The organism is Dickeya sp. MK7, assembly GCF_000406305.1.
GTDB classification, from domain to species: domain Bacteria; phylum Pseudomonadota; class Gammaproteobacteria; order Enterobacterales; family Enterobacteriaceae; genus Dickeya; species Dickeya fangzhongdai.
This window is the reverse complement of record NZ_CM001984.1, coordinates 3,392,283-3,412,140: the sequence shown is the minus strand read 5'-3', so window position 1 is coordinate 3,412,140 and position 19,858 is coordinate 3,392,283. Positions and strand designations below refer to the sequence as shown.

The following is a 19,858-nucleotide window of genomic DNA, read 5'->3' as shown; positions in this document are numbered from 1 at the left end:
TTTAAAAGGAACTGTCTGTATGCAAAAGAAATCTGTCCTTGTTATTGGCGGTGGGGCGGCAGGGCACCAGATCGCTTATCAACTGCGCGATGCGGCGAGCGTGACCCTCGTTGATCCCAAAACCTATTGGGAAGTGCCGATGGCGGTCCCGCGTTTGCTGGTCGATCCTGACAGTCTGCCGGCGCAAATCCCTTATGACAGCTTCATCGGCACGGTGCGGTTCATACAGGGTAAAGCGGTGGGGTTGACCGACCACAACGCGCACGTGGCGCTGACGGATGGCAGCGAAGGCGCGGTGTCATTCGATTATGCGGTGATCGCCACCGGGTCAGCGTATATCGATCCGCTTATCAAGGCCCAGGCGCCGTTGAGTACAAGCCGCACCGCCGAAATCCGGTCGATGCACAAACGTCTGCGGGAGGCACGCTCCGTAGTGGTGGCGGGGGCCGGGCCGGTTGGTATCGAGATTGCCGCAGAGCTGTGCGAGGCGTTTCCCGATCTGGCAATCACCGTGGTTCACAGTGGTAAGACGGTACTGAATAACGCACCGGACAAATTTCCCCAATGGGCGGAAAAAGATCTGCGCGACAAAGGCGTTAAATTTGCGCTCAACGATCGTGTTGTGCTGCCCGCGCCCGGTGAACAGCCTGTGGACGGTAAGGTCGTCACTCACTAGGGACTTATGCTCGCGGCCGATATCGTCATTTGGGCGGCGGGAGCGAAGCCGGTGACTAATTTTGTGGCCAGATCGTGGCCTGAGGCGGTGCAGCGCAACGGCCTGAGTAACGTCGATCACTATCTGCGTGTGGAAGGTCATGACCGGGTGTTCGCTGCCGGTGATATTACTAACCTGCCTGAAAACCGGCTGGCGATTATCGCCGGGCTGCACGCCAAATCGATTGTTGCGAACATCAAGCTGTTGATAGCCGCGAATCAGCCGTCCGAGGCCAGGCTTAAACCTTACAAACCGGTACAGCCCGGTAAAGGCATGGGTAAAGTCATGGTGGTCACGCTTGGCCGCAACGACGGTCTGACTTCGCTACCGTTCGGTCAATTCCGGGCGCCATTTTTCGCCCGCAAGATCAAAGCGCGCGATATGCTGGTGGGGATGTCACGCAAGGCCGTTGGCCTTTGACAAAAGGATGTGTTCTCGTGTAACTGTAGCCATCAGAAAGCGGATTATTTTCGGGAAATAATCATGTGAATCAAATAAATGAATAGCAGCTAGTTGAGTAGCTGCTATTTGTCTGCAACACCGCGACTGGTTTGGCAAACGACGATGTGTTTGCCAAACCACGACGTGTTCGTCAAACCACGATGGAAGCGATTATGCCGTGGTGTTGATGTTGCGGCCGATTGCCGGATTAGCGGGCAACTGCGGAATGGACTGAATGAGACTGGCTACCGTATCCTTCTGATTATCCAGTGATTTCTTCAGAACACTCGTACTGATCTCGCTGCTCAGTTGCATGTTGCTAAGACCGGTGGAAAGTGATGCGATCTGTGAAACATCCATCTTGGTTATCCTGTTTCTGCGTTTGAAGAGGCCCGATATGCAAGGGGGAATTCCCTGCCCATCAGTACACCGATGAGCTGGCGGCATATGCGCCAGCTTTTTTATGGTATCGGTTTTTTCTGTTCAAACTTTAGGCTAGCAGACAGAGCACATTACCGCCGCTCTTTTCATCTCATCGCACTATCTTTATCAGCGAGCTATTTTTCTCAAAGAACCATTTGTCTCGACGAACCATTTGTCTCGAAGAACTATTCGTCGAAGAACCAGTAGCCTTGATTAACCAGCTCGGTCAGTTCCGCAACGAAAGCCGGATTGCGCAGCGCCTCGCCGAGTTCCTTTTTCCCGAGAGTGGTGTAACGGCACAGCGCATCGGCGGCTTCCGGGGCGACCGTTTCCAGCCTTTCGCTGTTGATGAAAAAACTGTCGCCGATATGCAGCACCCGCAGTCCGCTTAAGCGGGTCAGGATTTCGCCGGACATCAGGGCGTCGGCAATCTCATCCGGCTCATAGGGCGGCTCTGCGGGGGCGATATCCAGCTCGTGGCGCGGCGTCGTCACGAAGCGACCGAACCACTGTTTAAAGTCTTCCGGCTGATTGAGCATGTCGATCATCATCGCGCGCAGGCGGTCGAGCTCATACGCTTCCACCCGGCCTGGATGTTCCCGGCAGGTTAAATCAGGGTCGCTGTAGTGCTCGCCGCCGAGATCGTTTTCCAGCGCATAGTCGGCAAAACTGCTGATTAAATCCCTGCCGTTTGGCCCGCGGAAGCCGACCGAGTAATTGAGCGTGGTTTCAAAGGTGAAGCCGTCGTGCGGGAAGCCCGGCGGAATATATAAAATGTCGCCCGCTTCAAGCTCTTCATCGATGATCGGCGTGAAAGGATCAACGTGCAGCAGCGCCGGATGCGGGCAGAACTGCCGCATCGGCAGCTTATCGCCAACGCGCCAGCGGCGGCGGCCCATCCCCTGAATGATAAACACGTCGTACTGGTCGATATGCGGTCCGACGCCGCCGCCCGGTACGGAAAAGGAGATCATCAGGTCGTCTAAACGCCAGTCCGGCAGCACGCGAAACGGGCGCACCAGCTCGGCAGACGGGGCATGCCAGTGATTAACCGCCTGAGCTAACAGCGACCAGTCGGTTTCCCCTAAATGATCGAACTGCTCAAACGGCCCGTTCCACGCTTGCCACTGTCCATTAACATGGCTGACGATGCGGCTGTCCACCTCCGGCTCCATCGCCAGTCCCGCCAGTTCATCCGGCGTAATGGGGTCGACGAAGTTCGGGAACGCATTCTTTAATACAACAGGTTGTTTTTGCCAGTATTTTTCTAAAAATTCGGGCCAGTTAAGGTTAAGTTGATAAGCCATACTTTCACACCAGTGAGAAGACAAACGGGCCTGATTATAAAGAGGCTAACGTCCGTACCGCCTTGTCATTGGTCAAGATCGCGCGCTCGGGGAATCATCATGTGGCGGAAGATCGGTTATGGCTGGAGCAGAATCGTGGCGGAGAAACGCCATCTTATACGAGGGGGCGACCATGCCTGTATCAGTCTAAAAGCCCGGTCTAGACCGGGCATAGCAGATATCAACCTGGATCAGGCGGTGGCTCAGCGTCAGGCCGTTAATACGATTTTCCCGACGTTAAGGCCATCCTCCATGCGCTGATGAGCAACACTGGCCTCTGCCAGAGGGAATACGCTATCAATAACCGGTGACAACCCATCTTTGCCGAAATGAGACAGCCAGCGCTCTCTGAACCGCCGGGACATCTCATGCTTCACATCCTGGGAACGCGATTTCATGACCGTTCCGATGATCTGCAAGTGACGATAAAGAACACGATCCAGCGGAAGTTTCGCGTTTTCAATGCCTCCCATAATGCCAATCTGTATCAGACGTCCACCGAAATTGAGTGAATTCACATTACGTTCCAGGTAGGAGGCACCAATAAAATCAAGGATGAGATCCACGCCGCGGTTATCGGTCAGATCGGAAACGACGTTGGCAAAATCCTCTTTAACGTAATCGATGGCATGGTCCGCCCCCATGCGATGGACAAGCGCGCGCGCCGTCTCCTGGGCGGTGGTGATGACCGTCGCACCGACCGCATGAGCCAGTTGCACCGCAGCACCGCCAACGCCGCCGGCGCCGGCATGAATGAGGACGGTTTCACCCGCTTTCAGTTTACCAAGATGGATTAACGCTTCATGTGCGGTAACAAAGGTCTCGGTAATGGCGGCTGCATGAATATAATCAAGACTTGCCGGGATGGGCATCGCCATACGGTAATCAATGCGGGAAACCTCGGCATACGCACCGCCACCGACGATCCCCATCACTCGGTCGCCGATGGCATACCCCTTAACCTGATCCCCTACCGCAATGACATCACCGGCGATTTCGAGACCCATGATGGTTGAGTCGCCAAAATCCGGACGTCCATATCCGCCTTTACGATGCGTCAAATCGGCACGATTAACGCCAGCGGCACGTGTCCGTACCAGCAGGTCATTGGGACGAATCTCGGGTTCCGGAACCTCACGGAGTTTGAGCACATCAGGTGCTCCAAACTGGTCAAAAATGATGGCTTTCATGGCTGTTTCCTGTGAAAAAATTGGTTTAAAACGGGATGCCGGCATAAATGGATATACCGGCAGGGTATGTTCAGGCTGCGCCGTCCTCGCTGAATGTTGCGTTCGCGACTGCCGATGCGGTGATGGCGGCAGGAAAGCCTGCGTAGAAAGCCAGATGGGTGATGACCGCGCTGAGTTCTTCCCGGGTCAGCCCATTTTCAATACCCCGACGTAGATGGGCGGGCAGTTCGTTTGCATGATTCAGGGCGATCAGGCAGGCGATAGTGATCAAACTGCGATCGCGGGGAGCCAATGCCGGGTTAGTCCAGACCTGAGAGTACAGCGGCTGTTCGACAAAATCAGACAGCTCGGGAGTGAAGGGCCGGGCGGCAGCGCGGGGACGGGTAAAATCAATCGCTTTCATGGTGTGTTCCTTATCTTTGGTGATTCGGGTCAGGTTATGCATCAAATCTGGCTGATGAATTTGTTGGTCAGATAGTGTCCAATCCCTTCGGTGCCCCCTTCAGAGCCATGACCGCTTTCCTTCATTCCCCCAAAGGGCAGTTCCGTCGCGATGATGCGGTACTGATTGATGCCGATCATGCCGGCCTCCAGGCCGTCCCCCACATCCATTGCGGTGCGTGCGTCACGGGTAAAGGCATAGGCAGACAGGGCATAGGGCAGGCGATTCGCCTCCGCCAGACCATCTGTCAGGGTATCGAACGGCATCAGGACCGCGATTGGGCCAAACGGCTCTTCATGCAGGATGCGGGCGTTCATCGGGACGTTGGCGAGCACCGTTGGCTCAAAGAAAAAGCCGGGGCGATCAATACGTTTCCCACCTGTCAGTACCTTCGCGCCCCGTTCCACCGCATCAGCAACCAGCGATTCCATCTTTTCCAACTGGCGCTGATTGGCCAGTGGGCCGACCTGCGTTTTGGCGTCCATGCCGTCACCGATAATCAGTTTCTCCGTTGCGCTAACAAAGCGCTCGGCGAAGCGATCATAGGATGCGCGCTGGATTAAAAAGCGGGTTGAGGATATACAGATCTGCCCGGTTCCACGGAACCGGTTGGCGACCCCGCCATCCGCGGCAGCGTCGATATCGGCATCGTCAAAGACCAGCACCGGGCCATGTCCGCCGAGTTCCAGGGTAATCGGCTTCACACCCGCCGCCGCCCGCTCGGACAGCAAACGGCCCACAGGTACCGAGCCGGTGAAGGCGACTTTGCGGATGATCGAAGAGGCAATGAGCTGGGATGAGACCTTATCTGGTACACCGAATACGACCTGCAGAACCCCTTTGGGAAGGCCCGCGTCATCAAGGCAACGGGCCAGCGCCAGGGCGGTTGCCGGGCTTTCCTCGCCGGGCTTCAGAATGACGCTGCAGCCTGCCGCCAGCGCCGCAGAGAGTTTTCGGGCCGGCGTTATCGCCGGGAAATTCCAGGGGGTAAACGCGGCTACAGGGCCAATGGCCTGTCTTTTAACCAGTTGCTGCACGCCGGGGCGATTCGCCGGTACCACGCGCCCGTCGATACGACGGGCTTCTTCTGCAAACCATTCAAAGTAATCGGCCGCGCGCAGCACCTCATCACGGCTTTCCGACAGCGGCTTGCCTTCTTCCTGGGTCATCTGGGCGGCAATGAGTTCCGCACGTTCGCGCATCAATGCCGCAGCATCTTTCATTATTTGCGCACGTTCGGCCGGTACTGTGCGACGCCATACTTCAAATCCCTCTTGGGCGCTATCCAGTGCGTTATTCAAATCAGCCGTGGTGGCCAGCGGCAGTCGCCCCAGCGCATCCCCCGTAGCCGGATTAATGACGGAGACGGTATCGCGGTTGCCGGCTTCCAGCCAGTCGCCATTAATAAATAGGTAGAGCGGATCATAGGTGGTGGTTTTCATATTTTCTTTCCCGGTTCAATGATGTCTGTAGGTGAACTTGCTGTGGGAAGAATATTAAGATTGGGGGAACTGACTGATAAGATGGCTTCTCCCCACAACAGCTATGCAGGAAATGCACAGATGCAGTCAGAGAAATTCGCCGAGTTCCTGAGCGTTTTTGTTGATGTCGCGCGCGAGAACAGTTTTTCTGGAGCCGGTCGTCGTCGTGGACGCACCCCTTCCTCGATCGGCCGCCAGATTGATGCGCTTGAGGCGCATCTTGATACGCCGTTGTTTCTGCGCTCAACCCGACATCTTACGCTGACGGATGCCGGCGAAGCGTTGCTGATCCGGGCAAGACAAATACTGGATTCACTGGCGGACGCACAGCAGGAGCTGGCCTCGATGAAAGGCGCCGTTACGGGCATTTTGCGGGTGGCGTGCTATCCGACATTCGGCAAACGCTACGTACTTCCCGTCATGGCGCAACTGACGCAGCAGCATCCTGATTTAAGGCTGGAACTGGATTTGACGGAACGGCTGGCAGACCCGGTTGCTGAGCGGCTGGATCTGGTTATCCGCATCGGTGATATGGCCGACAGCACCCTGATAGGCAGTCGCATCGGTACACAGACCCGGGTGCTGTGCGCCAGCCCGGCGTATCTGGCAAAGGCGGGAGTACCCGCCACGCCAGAGGAGATTTCGACGCATCGCCTGATCGATAAACTTCACGGTTCTGACCTGCTGAACTGGGCCGGTGTGCTGGGGCAGCCGGTACGCGCAGCCGGCTTTCCCCCGATGTTCGGTTGTGATGATTTTGACGCCATGCGACTGGCGGCAGTGGCGGGGAGCGGTATCGCCTGGCTACCGGACTGGGTGGTTGGTCCGGATATCAAAGCGGGTCTTCTGACACAGCTGTTCCCGGCGTTGTGCCTGCAACCACAGGCATCGACGGGTATTTACGCATTACGCGCACTGAGAAATCCGCCAGCCCGCGTAACGGTTTTCCTTGATGCGTTGAGGGCCTATATCGGTCAGCCGAATACCTGGTCACTGACTGATTCGTCTGCCACCTGTGCTGAATGAGCCGTAAGTCCATCCAGAAACGTGATGCAGAACGTAAGCCTGATCGGCGTATTTAGTGGCATCCGGTAGAAGGGGGATAAATTAGGTGCAAATTTATTCCCTCTGGATTTAAACTCCAAAATGACGTTGAGGTGTCTCTAAACCTGTGGTGATTTAGTCAGGGTCACAATCAGATATTCAGACTGCACAGTGTAAAGGTGAACAGAAGCTGAGCCTGATAAGCTGGGCTGCTATTAATAAGACACTTGAGCCTCACTGATTTTGCGAGCATTATCGCAATAAATCTCTCTTTTCATCAGTCTTGAGTATGTCATCTGTTCAGGCTCTTCAAACAGCAATCACCAACATGTCTATGTGGCGTAAAGGCGACCAGCGTGCGCCACATAAGCCGCTGTTGCTGCTTTATGTGCTGTCAGCCTATCAGCAAGGGCATCCGCGTTTATTTCACTACGGCAATGAAATTCGTCCTCACCTCCTGACACTGCTGAACAGCTTTGGGCCACAGCGGCGGACTCATTACCCTGAGATGCCATTTTGGCGACTGCGAGGTGATGGTTTTTGGGAATTACAGAACGATGATCGCTGCTCACCGCAGAAAGGTAGTAAAGAGCCGCCCAATCGTGAACTTATTCAACATGATGTCATGGGCGGGTTTGATGAAGCCAGCTATCAACTATTAAAAAAACAGCCACGATTCATTGAGAGATTGGCCCAGCAGATTTTGAGCGAACACTTTCCTGAGAGTGTGCAGGAAGTGATTGCCAATCGATTGGAACTGCCGATAGAGGATGTCAGAAAATCCCGTGATCCCCATTTTCGTCAGACGGTGTTACGTGCGTATCAATACCGTTGTGCGGTATGCGGCTATGATTTACGCCACGATACGACACCTGTTGGCCTGGAAGCCGCGCACATCAAATGGAAACAATGCGGTGGCCCTTGTACCGTGACCAATGGGCTAGCCTTATGCTCGGTACACCATTCCGCGTTTGATATTGGTGTTATCGGTATTAATGACGAAATGAAATTGATGGTTTCTGAGGGTGTTAACGGCAGCAAGATTGTTGAACGCCTGTTCTGGGACTTTGAGGGAAAACCGCTTTTTATGCCCAAAAAACGGGAGTATTACCCATTGGAGCAGTTTGTTGAATGGCATCGGGGGCAGGTGTTTAAAGCGTAATGTCTCAGTTAAGGTGGGCAAATTCACTGTACTAACCACAGGGAAGCTAGCTGAAGAATAAGTGAAAATTTGCTAAAGGTTATTACAATCAGATGAATTTATAAGATTTGTCTGATGTGTGGTTGTTTTTTTGACGGATTTTTCCCCGACCAGAATTTTTTATTTTTTAGGTTATTAGAAAGTGATGCGGATGGGATCCACTATTGGGTAGTTATCAGCACACAGATTGTACAGGCGAAGTGATGAATATCACGTTAGACGCGATCTTCGCTTTTGTGTCCCATCAAAATGCCATGCCCATTCTGCGCGAATTAAAAGTAAATGATGGCGGCGTAATCGATCTTGAAAACCTGATGCTGCCATTAACGTCGTCACCTTCTTTCTTCCCTAGAACCTAAAACATGGCATATAGACCGGCTTGCCGGTAGGAATGTACTTGTAGTGGCGATTGATCTTTAGTTATCTGTGGCAGGTGCGACATGAATGCCAAGTGAATTGTGTTTATTCTGTCTTAACGTAATCAACTAGAATGATAGGTTATTTATTGTGTGATGGTTTCATTTTATTACCATGAATGCGCTAATTATTTATCTATGTTATTTATTTTTTTGGGATATATACCTTCAAGGTAAGGGTAAATTTATTAGTGTTTTTTATTGTGCATTAAAAGAGGGATTGGTTGGCTATTTGCTACTTGTTATCCCTGTGCAGCAGGTTATGATTTGTGAGAGGAATGTGATTGCATAAAGAATAAAAGGTGGTCTGGCGCTGTGGGCGATGGGTTATCGATGTTCACTCTCTTTTGCTGGCGTCACCTCTCTCCGTGATTCGAAAACTGCATATCAGTTTATTATTGCGCTATAACACCTTGTTATGAGTGCCAGTGGGTAGTTGTCAGATAAATAATCTGTTGTTGACTCGGGATGAAAAATGGATTGGCTTAACTCGTTTTTAACTATATTGACCTCCGTGCAACCCGAAAAGGTTCCGCTGGTCGTTATTATTGTCGTTGCTGTTGCGCTGGCATTTTTTGCTGTTTTGTATGTTTATCGGGCAATTAAAATTGTCAGTAAACTGAAGAAGCAGTCAGTGATCATTTCAGGCTGGAAGAATGAAACAACGGCAGTAAAGCTACAGAAGCTGAGCGAGTTATTTACCGGGACGTCACTAGCACACTCCTGGAGTGAGTTTGCAGAGTCACTCCATCAACAAAAAACGCTTGTCGATGGAGAACTAAAATTAAAAGACGTTCGGGCAACGGCCCCCGCGGCGGCATTTTTTACTGAGCAGCAATTAATTGATATTCCGCTTAATACCGAGTTTTTTAAGCACCTGCCAGGGATCCTGACGGGGGTCGGCATTATCGGTACATTTTATGGGTTGATGATCGGTTTAAATCATTTCGACCCCAGCACGCCCGAGCAAGTTACCAGCAGTGTGGCTTCGCTCTTGCGGGATGTGCTGTACGCTTTTTTAGGGTCGTTTACCGCCATCGCGGCGTCAATCTTCGTTACGTGGCTGGAAAAGCTGTCGATAGCGAAGTGTTATAAATATCTTGAACAGTTTACTGCCGCTGTTGATCAGCTATTTGAAACCGGTGTGGGGGAAGAATACCTTGCTGAACTGGTGAAATCGAGCAACGAAAGTGCCACCCAGGCCAAACAGCTTAAAGACAGCCTGGTGACCGATCTCCGCGATATGCTTCAGAACCTGGTCGCAAGCCAGGTCGCTGAAAATGAAAAGCTAGCGCACACCTTATCTTCCACCTACCGTGATACTGGCCAGCAGTTTGCCGAGCAGGTGAGTGGAGCCATCGAAAATAGCCTGAAGTCACCGTTAGATAAAATTGCCGGTGCGGTACAAACCGCCAGCGGCGATCAGTCGGGTCAGGTACAGAATATGCTTCAGGATGTCCTGACGGCATTTATGTCCAAACTCGACAATACCTTTGGCAAGCAGTTCGAAAATATGCACCAGATGATGGGGCAATCTGTTGGCGCCATTGAGGCAATGCAATCGGGTTTTGCCGGTTTGTTGCAGGATATGCGTAGTGCCAGCGAGGACACCCGCCAGGGCAGTGCTGAGTTGATGTCGCAGTTGCTCAGTGAGATGAAATCCGGACAGGTTGCAATGCAGGCAGGGATGAACGATATGCTGGCCAGCCTGCAATCGTCGGTCGCCAAAATTGGTGCCGAAGGTGAAGGCGCGGGTGAACGGATGGCGCAGCAGCTGGAAAAAATGTTTGCCGATAGCGAAGCGCGTGAAAAAGCGATGGCTGAACAGATGAAAGCGTTTATCGACTCTATCCAGCAAACGTCCCAGCAAGGCCAAAGTGAAACCATGAAGCAAATGGCGTCGTCCGTTGAGGCGCTGGGCGAGAAACTGGGGTCACTGTTTACGCAGCTTGAGCAGGGACAACAGCAACTGGCCAGTCATCAACAGGATACTCAGACATCTCTCCATCAGGAAACGCAGCAGATCATCGCTGGTTTCGACGAGCAGGTCCGCTCACTGCTGAATGCATTGAATGAACAGCAGGGTGCGACGGAAAGCACGTTGCGCAAACTGGCAGAACAGACTTCCGCACATTTACAGGATATGCACACCGGGGCCGATAAAATGCGCCTGGCTGCCGAGCGTTTTGAAATGGCAGGAGACAAAGTTAAAGAAGCAAATCTTCTCACCGCTGATGTGCTTACTAAAGCGCAAGGTACAGGCAATACGTTGAGCCAGGCCAGCCAGGAGCTTGGCTCGGTGGTGGCAGATTATCGAAACAACCGTGAGGCGGTAGCAAAATCAATCACATTGCTGGAAGGCATCATTGCCAATGCCCAGTCTGAGCTGGAATCACGTAGCCAATTCCTGAAAGAGCTGAAACAGCACAATGAAGGGCTGCATGACTATAACCGCGAAGCAAAAGAGTTCCTTGAAAACGCAGGGCAAGTGCTGGCTAATGGGTTCAATCAGTTCTCAGACGGCATGAAAACGAGTCTCGACACCACGTTAGGGGCGCTGGATGCTAACCTGGACAGCGCTGTTAAACGCCTGGGAAGCGGTATTGATGAGCTTGGTGAAAGTATTGAAACCCTTGAAGAAGTGCTTTCTAAAGTGCCGGCGTAAGGGAGTCTGAATCATGTTCGGTCAAACATTTCGTATTAAGCCCCGGCGTTCGGATGAGGCAGAGAAACCCTTCTGGATTTCCTATGCTGACCTGATGACGGCCATGATGGTGCTGTTTCTGGTCGTTATGGTGGCCTCATTAAGCTCGGTAACACAGCGGATCCAGCGGGTAGAACAAGGTGAGAAATTGCGTGGTCAAGATATTACCCGTCTGTGTGAGCGTTTAGAGCTGCACGCCCGCAACCTCAATAAAACCATCGTTGTTGATTGTCGTGATAACCGTATCAGCTTTGGTGAAGCGGGCCGTTTCGATCATAATCGATTTTTCCTCAATGCCAGCGGTCAGAAAGCACTGCAGGATGTCGTGCCGCTAGTGCTGGAAGCTGCAAACAGCGAGGAAGGGCAGAAGTGGTTCAAACAGATTGTTATTGAAGGTTTTACCGATACCGATGGTTCTTATCTGTATAACTTACATCTTTCGTTGCAGCGTTCAGAGTGGGTGATGTGTAGCCTGCTGGACAGCCGTAGCCGCTTACAGCAGCAGATAACGCCTCTGCAACAGGAGCAGATCCGCAAGCTGTTCCTTGCGGGCGGTGTTTCGTTTAACAACGCCAAAGAGAGTAAAGAGGCCAGCCGTCGCGTTGAGTTACGCATGCAGTTCTTTGGTCTGAAAGATGAACATGATAAGGCTGCAGTCGATGTGGATAGTGCGGCCGGGCTTACAACCGAAAAATGTCAGTTGGAGATGCCGTTATGATCTCCGCTTTATCCCGCCTGTCATCGGAGATTGCTGCCACCGTCAAGCGGCATATTGATACGGAAGCAACCGCTTTTGGCGATTTTCCTAAGCTCAGGGCTGCAGAGCAATATCTGTCTGTCAAAATGGAGAAAAGTGAACGGACGACAGTTCCTCCGCTGACGAAGCGACTTAAAGCGATCGCAGCACTTCGCCAGTTGAAAGTGCTGACGAGATATGACTGGCAGTTGATCTTTGCGGGCCTGGCTGATAGCGATCCCGATGCGGCATTTCCGGTTCTGCTGGAGGATGATTCGCTTTATAACCGGGTTGAACAAGAGATTCAGCAGCGGATAGACAGGAAAAAACTCAAACGGCGTGAGTGGAAGTTTTTATGTAGCAGCTATTTTGGTTATCACGCGAAAAAGCCCGACGAGAATAACAATTGGTGTTCGTTACGCGATCAGCTTCGCATTGGCTACGGTGTGATTAAAGGCCAGGTACGCCGAGAAAAACGCTGGATGGCGGTGATTGATGAATATCAGGATTTATTCACTGCTGATGCCGGGAACTTGCTGGCAAATAAAATGAGTTCTGGCGAGCTGGTTGATTTTTCTGCGCTGGAAACTGTGGCTCAGGTTCCCGATGATAGCTGGCTTTGGTACCGGGCCTTTGTTGTTCTGTTGGCAAAGATCTTAGAGCTGGATGATGATGCATTTAAAGAACGGCTGCCCAACCTGCTGGAACTCGCTCGCCAGCGCGAAAGGTATAAAAATATCATCTTACGTGCGTGTTTAATGCAGTATTACCGATCTTCTTTCAGAAATACCCCGCATCCACAGCTTAAGCAAATGGCACTGGAAAGCTGGGGAAGCCCGCAATTACGCAGTAAACAAAACCTCTGGCTTACTCATTTGAAAGATCCCGATACCAGCGAAAAAATTTGCGGCATGGTACGTAGCTGGCTGGCTAAAGAGGATTTAACGCATTTCTTCCAGTTGCTGAAAGGTAAGGGTGATGTTGATCAGGCCCGACTATTTTATTGGCTACGGTTTGCCAATCAGATGGGATTTACTCGAATTGTCATGGGGCAGGATGCGTGGGAAGATCGTAGTTCAGATTTTGTGGCATTCAGAGATAAAAATAAAGGTCGTTTGAGCCAGCTTATCGGTGGCAGAAGCTGGGACAATGCCATGATTATGCAAATTGGTGATTATTTCTTCGTTGAATTTTCGGGCACCGGCAATGCTATGTTTATTTATAGCATTGCAGATAAAGACTTTAAGCCAGAAAGCGAATATCTACATATCAATAATATGCTTAAGAAAAAAACGGGCATTGTTGCGAGAATGCTGCATTCATCACCGGTGCGTCGTTTAGATTTGAGATATATTGAAGGATGGATGGCAAAATTTGACGATAAATTGAAAGAGTTGGGCATTAGATATCTGCCGGATGATACTCCTGTAACTGAACTTGTGCCCGAATCGGGGGTAGTAAAAAATATTAATAGTGATACCGAAAGAGAAAAGGAAATTCAGGAGCTAATAAGCACCATCGAATGCACTGTTAACGATAAAAGAGAGATAGGTGGTGCTCTGTATATAATTTTGCCAGCATCAAATCCAGTTTTTGAAGCAAAATTATTACGTCTCGGCTTTACACCGCAACGCGGTAATTCACTTATGTTCTGGAGTAAATAATGCTGAAACGCCTGCTCAGTAAGTTTATGGGTAATGATTCATCCTCAGAGGAACGAGTAAGCCACCGTTATCAGGTTGAAGAGTCAGGTCTATCTTTTTTATTTAACCTGGCTGATGAGGATGCGCTTTGGCCCCTGGTTGCCTATATGGAGCAGCTTTCAGAAGAAGAGTATGTCGTTGAGTTATCCGATCGCTGGCTGCTTACCTGGGATGAGTTGTATCGTCTGGCAGCCGACGAGGATCACCACACCAGCCTGCCATTATTAGGTGTTCCAGAGGTTAAGCCGCTGAAGATTTGTCTGGCAGGTAGTGGAAGCCTGAGTGATTCTGAATTTAGCGTTTATATCCGTGGCTGGAAGGAAAGTGCTACTGACCGGTCTGTTCAGGTTGAAAGAATGGGGGCGATATTTAACAGCCCTGAGGGGCAATTTTTACAGACCAAAGAGAACTGGCTACTCCTTACTGCTTTGCAGCAATTTCGGGATGAACAGCTGCGCAGAGCGGGAGAAAATACCAATCAGCTTGGCTGGGCGAAAATACGACGCTTAGCCAAAAAAGCGCATGCAGAATTAGATAACTACCTGGCAAAAACGATTGTGGTTAAACCCGAATCGTTAAGACTCAAGCTACGCAAAGCAACCATTCACAACACACCTGTAATTGAAATTGAACCCTCTTTCGATGACCAACCAACGCAATGGCTCAATAGTTTCGATAACAGTAAGTTAGTGCAGGATCAGTACCGTGTTCTGGGTGAGGATGGATCGCTCAGCCACGTGATCATCACCCCGGAAGTGAAAGAAGTGCTCTCTTCTGTGCATTCAATTACTGGCAGGCGTGTAGCGGGTGATGATGCCGTCTCTTTTATTCGCAATCCCTACACTTTCATTGGTGAGGATGCGGCCAGTGTTATCCCGCCTGAACAACATGAAAAAGCGTTGCAGGATGCGCATATTTTTTTCCACCGTTTCTCTGTTACACCTGTGCTTGATGATGAAGCAAAAAGAATCTCGTCCGTATCTCTTGTCTTAGAACCTATTGCTGCCAGGCCGCAACCTGCTATCACTTTTTCTCTGACGAAACCCTATGAGTTTGACGAATTTATTCAGGAACTGGCAGTCAAACTGGCGTCGGGCCTACCTGCGGGAATATGGCAAGGTTATGAATTAGAACTGAGCCATTTGACGTTCGAACAACTTGAACACTACCAATCACTCCTGCATCGTTGGCAGCAAGAGATTGCGGGTATCGAATTTGATGAAGTTTTAGATCTGAATAAATATGGCGATCGTGTCATTGGTATTGGTGAGTTTGAAAAGATTTCCTCTCCCTTTTTAATAAAGGGCGAAAGTGAAGACTGGTTGCCAGAGACCTTAGGTGAAGCATTACTGGCGAGTGATTTTTTTGAGGGCTGGGAGCCGCAGAGCCAGGAACAGTTATCGGACCTTGAAGAACGCATTGAATCTGCGGAGTCCCAACAAGACACAACCGTCTCTATGCCCTGGAATAAGCAATCATTGCCGATTGACGATGCTAAATCGTTATTGAAAAACTGGCAGAAGAAAATTGAGACTCTGGAGATCGCCACAGATAAAGATATCACCGAGCCAGAAAAAAGAGCCGTTCTGCAGATTGAGCAAAACATTGAGCATGCAGCTTATATAAAGCAGCGACGCGAGGCATTGTTAAGTGCGAAAGATGCAGAACCTGTATTGCCTGTTTTGCTTAAAGAACATATTCATCTTCGTGAACATCAACGACAGGGCTTAGCATGGTTGCAACAACTGTTTCTTAAATCGCCAGAGGAAACGTCAGGCTGTTTATTGGCTGATGACATGGGGTTAGGTAAGACGCTGCAAATACTGGCCTTTATTGTGTGGTATATCGAAAAAAATCCTGATGGTTTACCCACGATGATTGTTGCACCCGTATCATTATTAGATAATTGGGAGCGCGAACTGGATAATTTCTTTCATACCGCAAACCTTGAGGTACTTAAACTTTATGGTAATGCCGTAAAAGCGGTGAAGTTCCATAAGGATGAAATCCCCGTAGAACTAAGAGTGCAGGGCATTAAAAATCTGCTGCGTCCAGGCTGGGTTGGTGGTGCAAAAATCGTGTTAACCACTTACGAAACCTTGCGCGATCAAGAGTTCTCTCTCGCACGCCAAAAATGGTCAATTATGGTGTGCGATGAAGCTCAGAAGATAAAGAATCCTGCCGCGTTAATTACCCATGCGGCGAATGCTATTCAGGCGCAGTTTAAAGTGGCCTGTACCGGAACACCTGTTGAAAACACGCTGGTGGATCTCTGGAGTTTGTTTGATTTTGCCCAGCCAGGTTTGCTTGGTGCGCTTAATGATTTCGGTAAGCAATATTTACGACCAATTGAAGGCGCTCCCGAAAGAAATAGTCTCGTACTGGAATCACTACGGCGCATTATCGAAGTACAGACACTGCGACGCACCAAAGAGGATGTAGCAAAAGATTTACCCTCAAAAATTGAGGACACATCCTGTAAGCAACTGGCTATGGATCCCTTGCAGCGCGACTTGTATGTTTCATCGATTACCTCTTATCAGAATCGACAAAAAATGCAGGATGAACTGGAGCAACCTGGAATGGGAATGCTTGGTTTATTGCATCGTTTGAAGCTGATTTGCGCACATCCCTACAGTGTAAAACCGGATAACCGCTTAAGAGATCACTCACCCAAACTGGAGTGGATGATGCGTAAACTCGAAGACATTGCGAAAAAGAGTGATGATAAGGTCATTATATTTACTGAGCTGAGAGATATTCAGCGCGAATTGAAATACGCCATTCATCAGCGATTTGGCTTCAAGCCTTATGTCATCAATGGTGATACCAGTACTCGAAGTGAAAGTGCGAATAGCCGACAAAAACTCATCGATATTTTTCAGGATCAGCCTGGGTTTGGGATCATTATCCTTTCAACTGTGGCGGTCGGATTTGGGGTTAATGTGCAGAAAGCCAATCATGTTATCCATTTCACCCGTTGTTGGAACCCGGCTAAAGAAGACCAGGCGACGGATCGTGCCTATCGTATTGGTCAGACAAAAGATGTGTATGTTTATTATCCAACTATAACAGATGCCAGTATCCCCACGTTTGAAGAAACGTTGGATGCACTGCTGCAAAAGCGTCGGGCATTAGCGAGAGACATGTTATGTATTCAAGGCGATCTGGCTTCTGAGGATTTTAATCAGCTACTCACATCTTAAAAAAACGGGCTACTCCGGTTTTTTAATCTTCAAACTGACTCGTCCTAAATAGTGTTGATACATTTAACCCGTATGCTGATGATTTCTTCCCCAAACAAATAGGGCCTACAGGATTCGAATTAGCCACGTATCTATATTGAAATAAAAGGATTTTCAGCAGTTAGAAAAACGTAGTGGCCCCCAAATGGGCCCCCAAACCTTTCTGGCTGGATTTTTTGCGGGTTATCCGCAGTAGGCGTGGATTATATCCTGTTTTGGGGTAGGGCAGAATGCAGCTTATCGACTGACCCAGTTTTCCACTCGTAGCCCAGGCACACGCTCAAATTCACGCACATTGTTCGTTACCAGTATCAAACCTGCTGATCGAGCGTGACCCGCTAGCATGGCATCATATGGGCCGATGGGGGTTCCTTGTCTTGCCAGTTCCGCACGAATTTGGCCGGTATGCACGGCAGCGTCAAAACCATAGGTTTGCACTTCCAGACGCGCAGAAAACCCTTCAATCACGGCAAGATTCTTTTCTGGGTTTACCGATTTCTCCGCGCCATAAATCAGCTCCATCAGCGTGATAGCACTGATAGCAAACTGCCCGTAATAACGGTAGAAAGCGTCCCTGACTTCCTGTGGTTTGTTCTTGATGGTGTAAATACAGATATTGGTATCAAGCAGATATTTCAGCATCAGAAATCTTCCCTGATCTGATCATCGGGTTGCTCTCTGGTGATCATGAAGTCAGGCGTTACCCCTTCCTCTTCGAACCAACTGTCCCAGCTTTCGCCTGCCGGAGTAATGATACGTGTGCGACCAATCGCGACGATATCAACCTGCTTAACATCATCGGGCAGTGCAACGGCTTTGGGGAGTCGTACTGCTTGACTGCGATTGCTTTTAAATACTGTGGTTTTTTCCATGGCGATCTCCTTGGAGAAATTTTGTGCTATCGATAGCATAGAATATTGATGGGATATGTCAATGGGATATACCTTGGTGAGCAGGTATTTACTCAATCTTCGCCTTTATTGTGGCAATATATTTTCTTTGCACCGTATAGGCGCAAAGACAGCGCCCACTTTTTCAGCATCAGGGATAAATGGATGTATACCACTCTGAGATATTGGATCTGCAGACTCATCACAGCAGCGCTGTGTTGCATTGTACTCAGTGCCTGTACCAGCCTAATCTCTGGTACCAGGTCAGTTCCGATACGCGTCACTGATCTGGAGGATATCGAGAAGGCTTTAACTATGCCGATGGACGCGCCGTTGATCACACACCCAATTGGGCATCGTCCAGTCAAAATTTACAAGGTGGCGTTTGACGGTACCTTTAACGATCGCACTCGAATACCCTTAGATGAACGTGAAACGCTGGTGGCAAGAATCGCCCGGCAAGTGAACGCCGATCGTTATTATCGTGGCGTTGGCATGCAAGGCAGTGCTATCGATTATCGTGATGGGATCTCTGGCTCCAGCAGTTTTGACGTTGCCGAGCAGGCAAAAAGCGAGTTTTTCGTGCAAGCGAGCAAGTGGCTGTTGGATAACCCCAACACTGATATTCGCGTATTTGTAACAGGATTCAGCCGAGGGGCTGCAACAGCGCGGCATTATATGAATCTGGTGACGCAGCAGTGGCCGATGCAATTTGGCACGGTTGACAGTTTGGCTGCTAGTACCAGCCCAAGATTTTATGCGTTGCTTTACGACACCGTAGCCACTGGGCAGAATTATAGTCTGATGTTAAACATCCCGTCGTCCGTGGATTATCTGGTGCACTTCTATGCGACGAATGAAACCCGGAACCAGACTTTTGCGCCAATAATAGATAGCGATCCGACCCCTCTCCCCTTGCTATGGCGCTTTCGGCCAACACCGCGTCGTATCAATCTAATCCGATTGCCGGGTGCACACTCTGACATTGGTGCATCCTACCCTAAGGGAATCAGCGATGTTTATATCCAACTGACAGAACAGTTTTTGTATGCAATGGGGCTAAGTGAGAACAATTGCTGGGAGAGCGACGACAACCCGCTTCTGGCAGGGAAACATGATTCCCGGGGATTACTGGATAAACTCTTTGGTAGCCTCGATCCGACTCAGGTCAATCATGCCGGTCGAAATGATATTACTAAACCGGCCTCTCCGCTAACGCTGGAGGAGCAGGCGATGGTTGCTGATCGTCTTCAGGCGATGTACGACGCCAATGCCGATCGCGGAATCGGGATGTATGTGCAGAGAACAGTGACGTGGTTTGCCCGAATGCAATTAAGAAAAACGGCGAATAGTCTTAAATTTCTGAGCGTCGACAAGAACATCGACCCCGCATCGGTGACGTTTACACCTGAAGGCGGTTCTATTCGGTTGAAGTACCGTTTCAGTGGAATCGGGGACGGTAGTAGCGTATTGCTGGCACCAAAGACACTGAAACAGATAAGCGCTGAGTCGGAGGGTTCCGAACTGGCGATCACTTTCATCGAAGAGGGAAACACGGCGAACTACGCCATCTGGATAGATGACAAACTGTCAGTATTCAAGCCTGGGTTTATCAGCGAGTCTAGGATTTTTGCTCAGCCGATAAAGCGTTGCCATAAGCAGCCTGACGGTACGCTGAGATCGCCGATCGAAACGCATATTCTGCATACGCCTGCTGTTGGTATAAGAATTCATTGAACGGGCTGGCTCTCATGATGTTCATAGAATCATGGTTAAATGAAAGTCGCCGTTAGCGTTGAAATTGATTGTAGCTGATTGAGGAGTTGCTCTATCTGTTGCAGCGCGGCATCACGTCCGGTGACTACGCGTTCGATATTGGTC

Annotated in this window: 15 protein-coding genes and 2 pseudogenes; 9 read left to right on the top strand and 8 right to left on the bottom strand. The window is 50.1% G+C overall.

The features are described 5' to 3' along the window. Positions 1–19: 19 nt before the first annotated feature. Positions 20–1,135, top strand: a pseudogene (locus tag DXXMK7_RS23120) (NAD(P)/FAD-dependent oxidoreductase). A gap of 192 nt (positions 1,136–1,327) precedes the next feature. Here DXXMK7_RS23120 and DXXMK7_RS14645 read toward each other — a convergent pair. The 5 genes from DXXMK7_RS14645 to DXXMK7_RS14625 form a co-directional block, all read right to left on the bottom strand. Next, positions 1,328–1,516 (bottom strand): YjfB family protein, encoded by a 189-nt coding sequence (locus DXXMK7_RS14645; RefSeq protein WP_033112380.1) that lies wholly within the window; start codon positions 1,514–1,516, stop codon positions 1,328–1,330. 248 nt (positions 1,517–1,764) lie between these two features. Beyond that, complete coding sequence (locus tag DXXMK7_RS14640) at positions 1,765–2,886, bottom strand: cupin domain-containing protein (protein WP_038919739.1); 1,122 nt, start codon at positions 2,884–2,886, stop codon at positions 1,765–1,767. Between the two features lie 248 nt (positions 2,887–3,134). Beyond that, positions 3,135–4,115 carry an NAD(P)H-quinone oxidoreductase gene (locus DXXMK7_RS14635; RefSeq protein WP_038919738.1) on the bottom strand — a complete coding sequence of 327 codons (981 nt, stop codon included), beginning with the start codon at positions 4,113–4,115 and terminating at the stop codon, positions 3,135–3,137. Positions 4,116–4,185: 70 nt separating this feature from the next. Continuing rightward, the gene (locus DXXMK7_RS14630) at positions 4,186–4,518 is read right to left on the bottom strand and encodes a carboxymuconolactone decarboxylase family protein (protein WP_038667222.1); all 333 of its coding nucleotides are present in this window, start codon (positions 4,516–4,518) and stop codon (positions 4,186–4,188) included. Between the two features lie 41 nt (positions 4,519–4,559). Then, positions 4,560–5,999 carry an NAD-dependent succinate-semialdehyde dehydrogenase gene (locus DXXMK7_RS14625; RefSeq protein ID WP_038919737.1) on the bottom strand — a complete coding sequence of 480 codons (1,440 nt, stop codon included), beginning with the start codon at positions 5,997–5,999 and terminating at the stop codon, positions 4,560–4,562. 120 nt (positions 6,000–6,119) lie between these two features. On the opposite strand from DXXMK7_RS14625, the gene DXXMK7_RS14620 reads away from it, so the two are divergent. From DXXMK7_RS14620 to zorD, 7 genes are all read left to right on the top strand, one after another. Continuing rightward, a complete protein-coding gene (locus tag DXXMK7_RS14620) occupies positions 6,120–7,064 on the top strand; it encodes a LysR family transcriptional regulator (protein ID WP_038919736.1) in 945 nt (314 codons plus the stop codon). Between the two features lie 307 nt (positions 7,065–7,371). After that, positions 7,372–8,244, top strand: coding sequence for a phosphorothioated DNA-binding restriction endonuclease (locus DXXMK7_RS14615; protein WP_038919735.1), 873 nt, complete (start codon positions 7,372–7,374; stop codon positions 8,242–8,244). Between the two features lie 242 nt (positions 8,245–8,486). Then, positions 8,487–8,642: a hypothetical protein gene (locus tag DXXMK7_RS22840; protein WP_157987367.1), complete on the top strand. Its 156-nt coding sequence runs from the start codon at positions 8,487–8,489 to the stop codon at positions 8,640–8,642. Positions 8,643–9,174: 532 nt separating this feature from the next. Next, positions 9,175–11,364, top strand: a complete 2,190-nt coding sequence (gene zorA1, locus DXXMK7_RS14610; protein ID WP_038919734.1) for a type I Zorya anti-phage system protein ZorA1 — start codon at positions 9,175–9,177, stop codon at positions 11,362–11,364. Between the two features lie 13 nt (positions 11,365–11,377). Beyond that, positions 11,378–12,121, top strand: coding sequence for a type I Zorya anti-phage system protein ZorB1 (gene zorB1 / locus DXXMK7_RS14605; protein WP_038919733.1), 744 nt, complete (start codon positions 11,378–11,380; stop codon positions 12,119–12,121). Next, positions 12,118–13,803 carry a type I Zorya anti-phage system protein ZorC gene (zorC, locus tag DXXMK7_RS14600; protein ID WP_038919732.1) on the top strand — a complete coding sequence of 562 codons (1,686 nt, stop codon included), beginning with the start codon at positions 12,118–12,120 and terminating at the stop codon, positions 13,801–13,803. Before zorB1 ends, zorC begins: the two co-directional genes overlap by 4 nt. Continuing rightward, the gene (gene zorD, locus DXXMK7_RS14595; RefSeq protein ID WP_038919730.1) at positions 13,803–17,048 is read left to right on the top strand and encodes a type I Zorya anti-phage system protein ZorD; all 3,246 of its coding nucleotides are present in this window, start codon (positions 13,803–13,805) and stop codon (positions 17,046–17,048) included. Before zorC ends, zorD begins: the two co-directional genes overlap by 1 nt. Positions 17,049–17,324: 276 nt before the next feature. On the opposite strand, the gene vapC is transcribed toward zorD, so the two are convergent. Continuing rightward, on the bottom strand, positions 17,325–17,729 hold the full coding sequence (gene vapC, locus DXXMK7_RS14590) for a tRNA(fMet)-specific endonuclease VapC (RefSeq protein WP_038919729.1): 405 nt from the start codon (positions 17,727–17,729) through the stop codon (positions 17,325–17,327). Beyond that, positions 17,729–17,959: a type II toxin-antitoxin system VapB family antitoxin gene (gene vapB / locus DXXMK7_RS14585; RefSeq protein WP_038919728.1), complete on the bottom strand. Its 231-nt coding sequence runs from the start codon at positions 17,957–17,959 to the stop codon at positions 17,729–17,731. Before vapB ends, vapC begins: the two co-directional genes overlap by 1 nt. A 333-nt stretch (positions 17,960–18,292) precedes the next feature. Between vapB and DXXMK7_RS21390 the strand changes: the two genes are divergently transcribed. Then, on the top strand, positions 18,293–19,714 hold the full coding sequence (locus DXXMK7_RS21390; protein ID WP_231348807.1) for a DUF2235 domain-containing protein: 1,422 nt from the start codon (positions 18,293–18,295) through the stop codon (positions 19,712–19,714). Between the two features lie 44 nt (positions 19,715–19,758). Here DXXMK7_RS21390 and DXXMK7_RS23115 read toward each other — a convergent pair. Beyond that, positions 19,759–19,858 (bottom strand): annotated as a pseudogene (locus DXXMK7_RS23115) (restriction endonuclease subunit M); the annotation flags it as partial.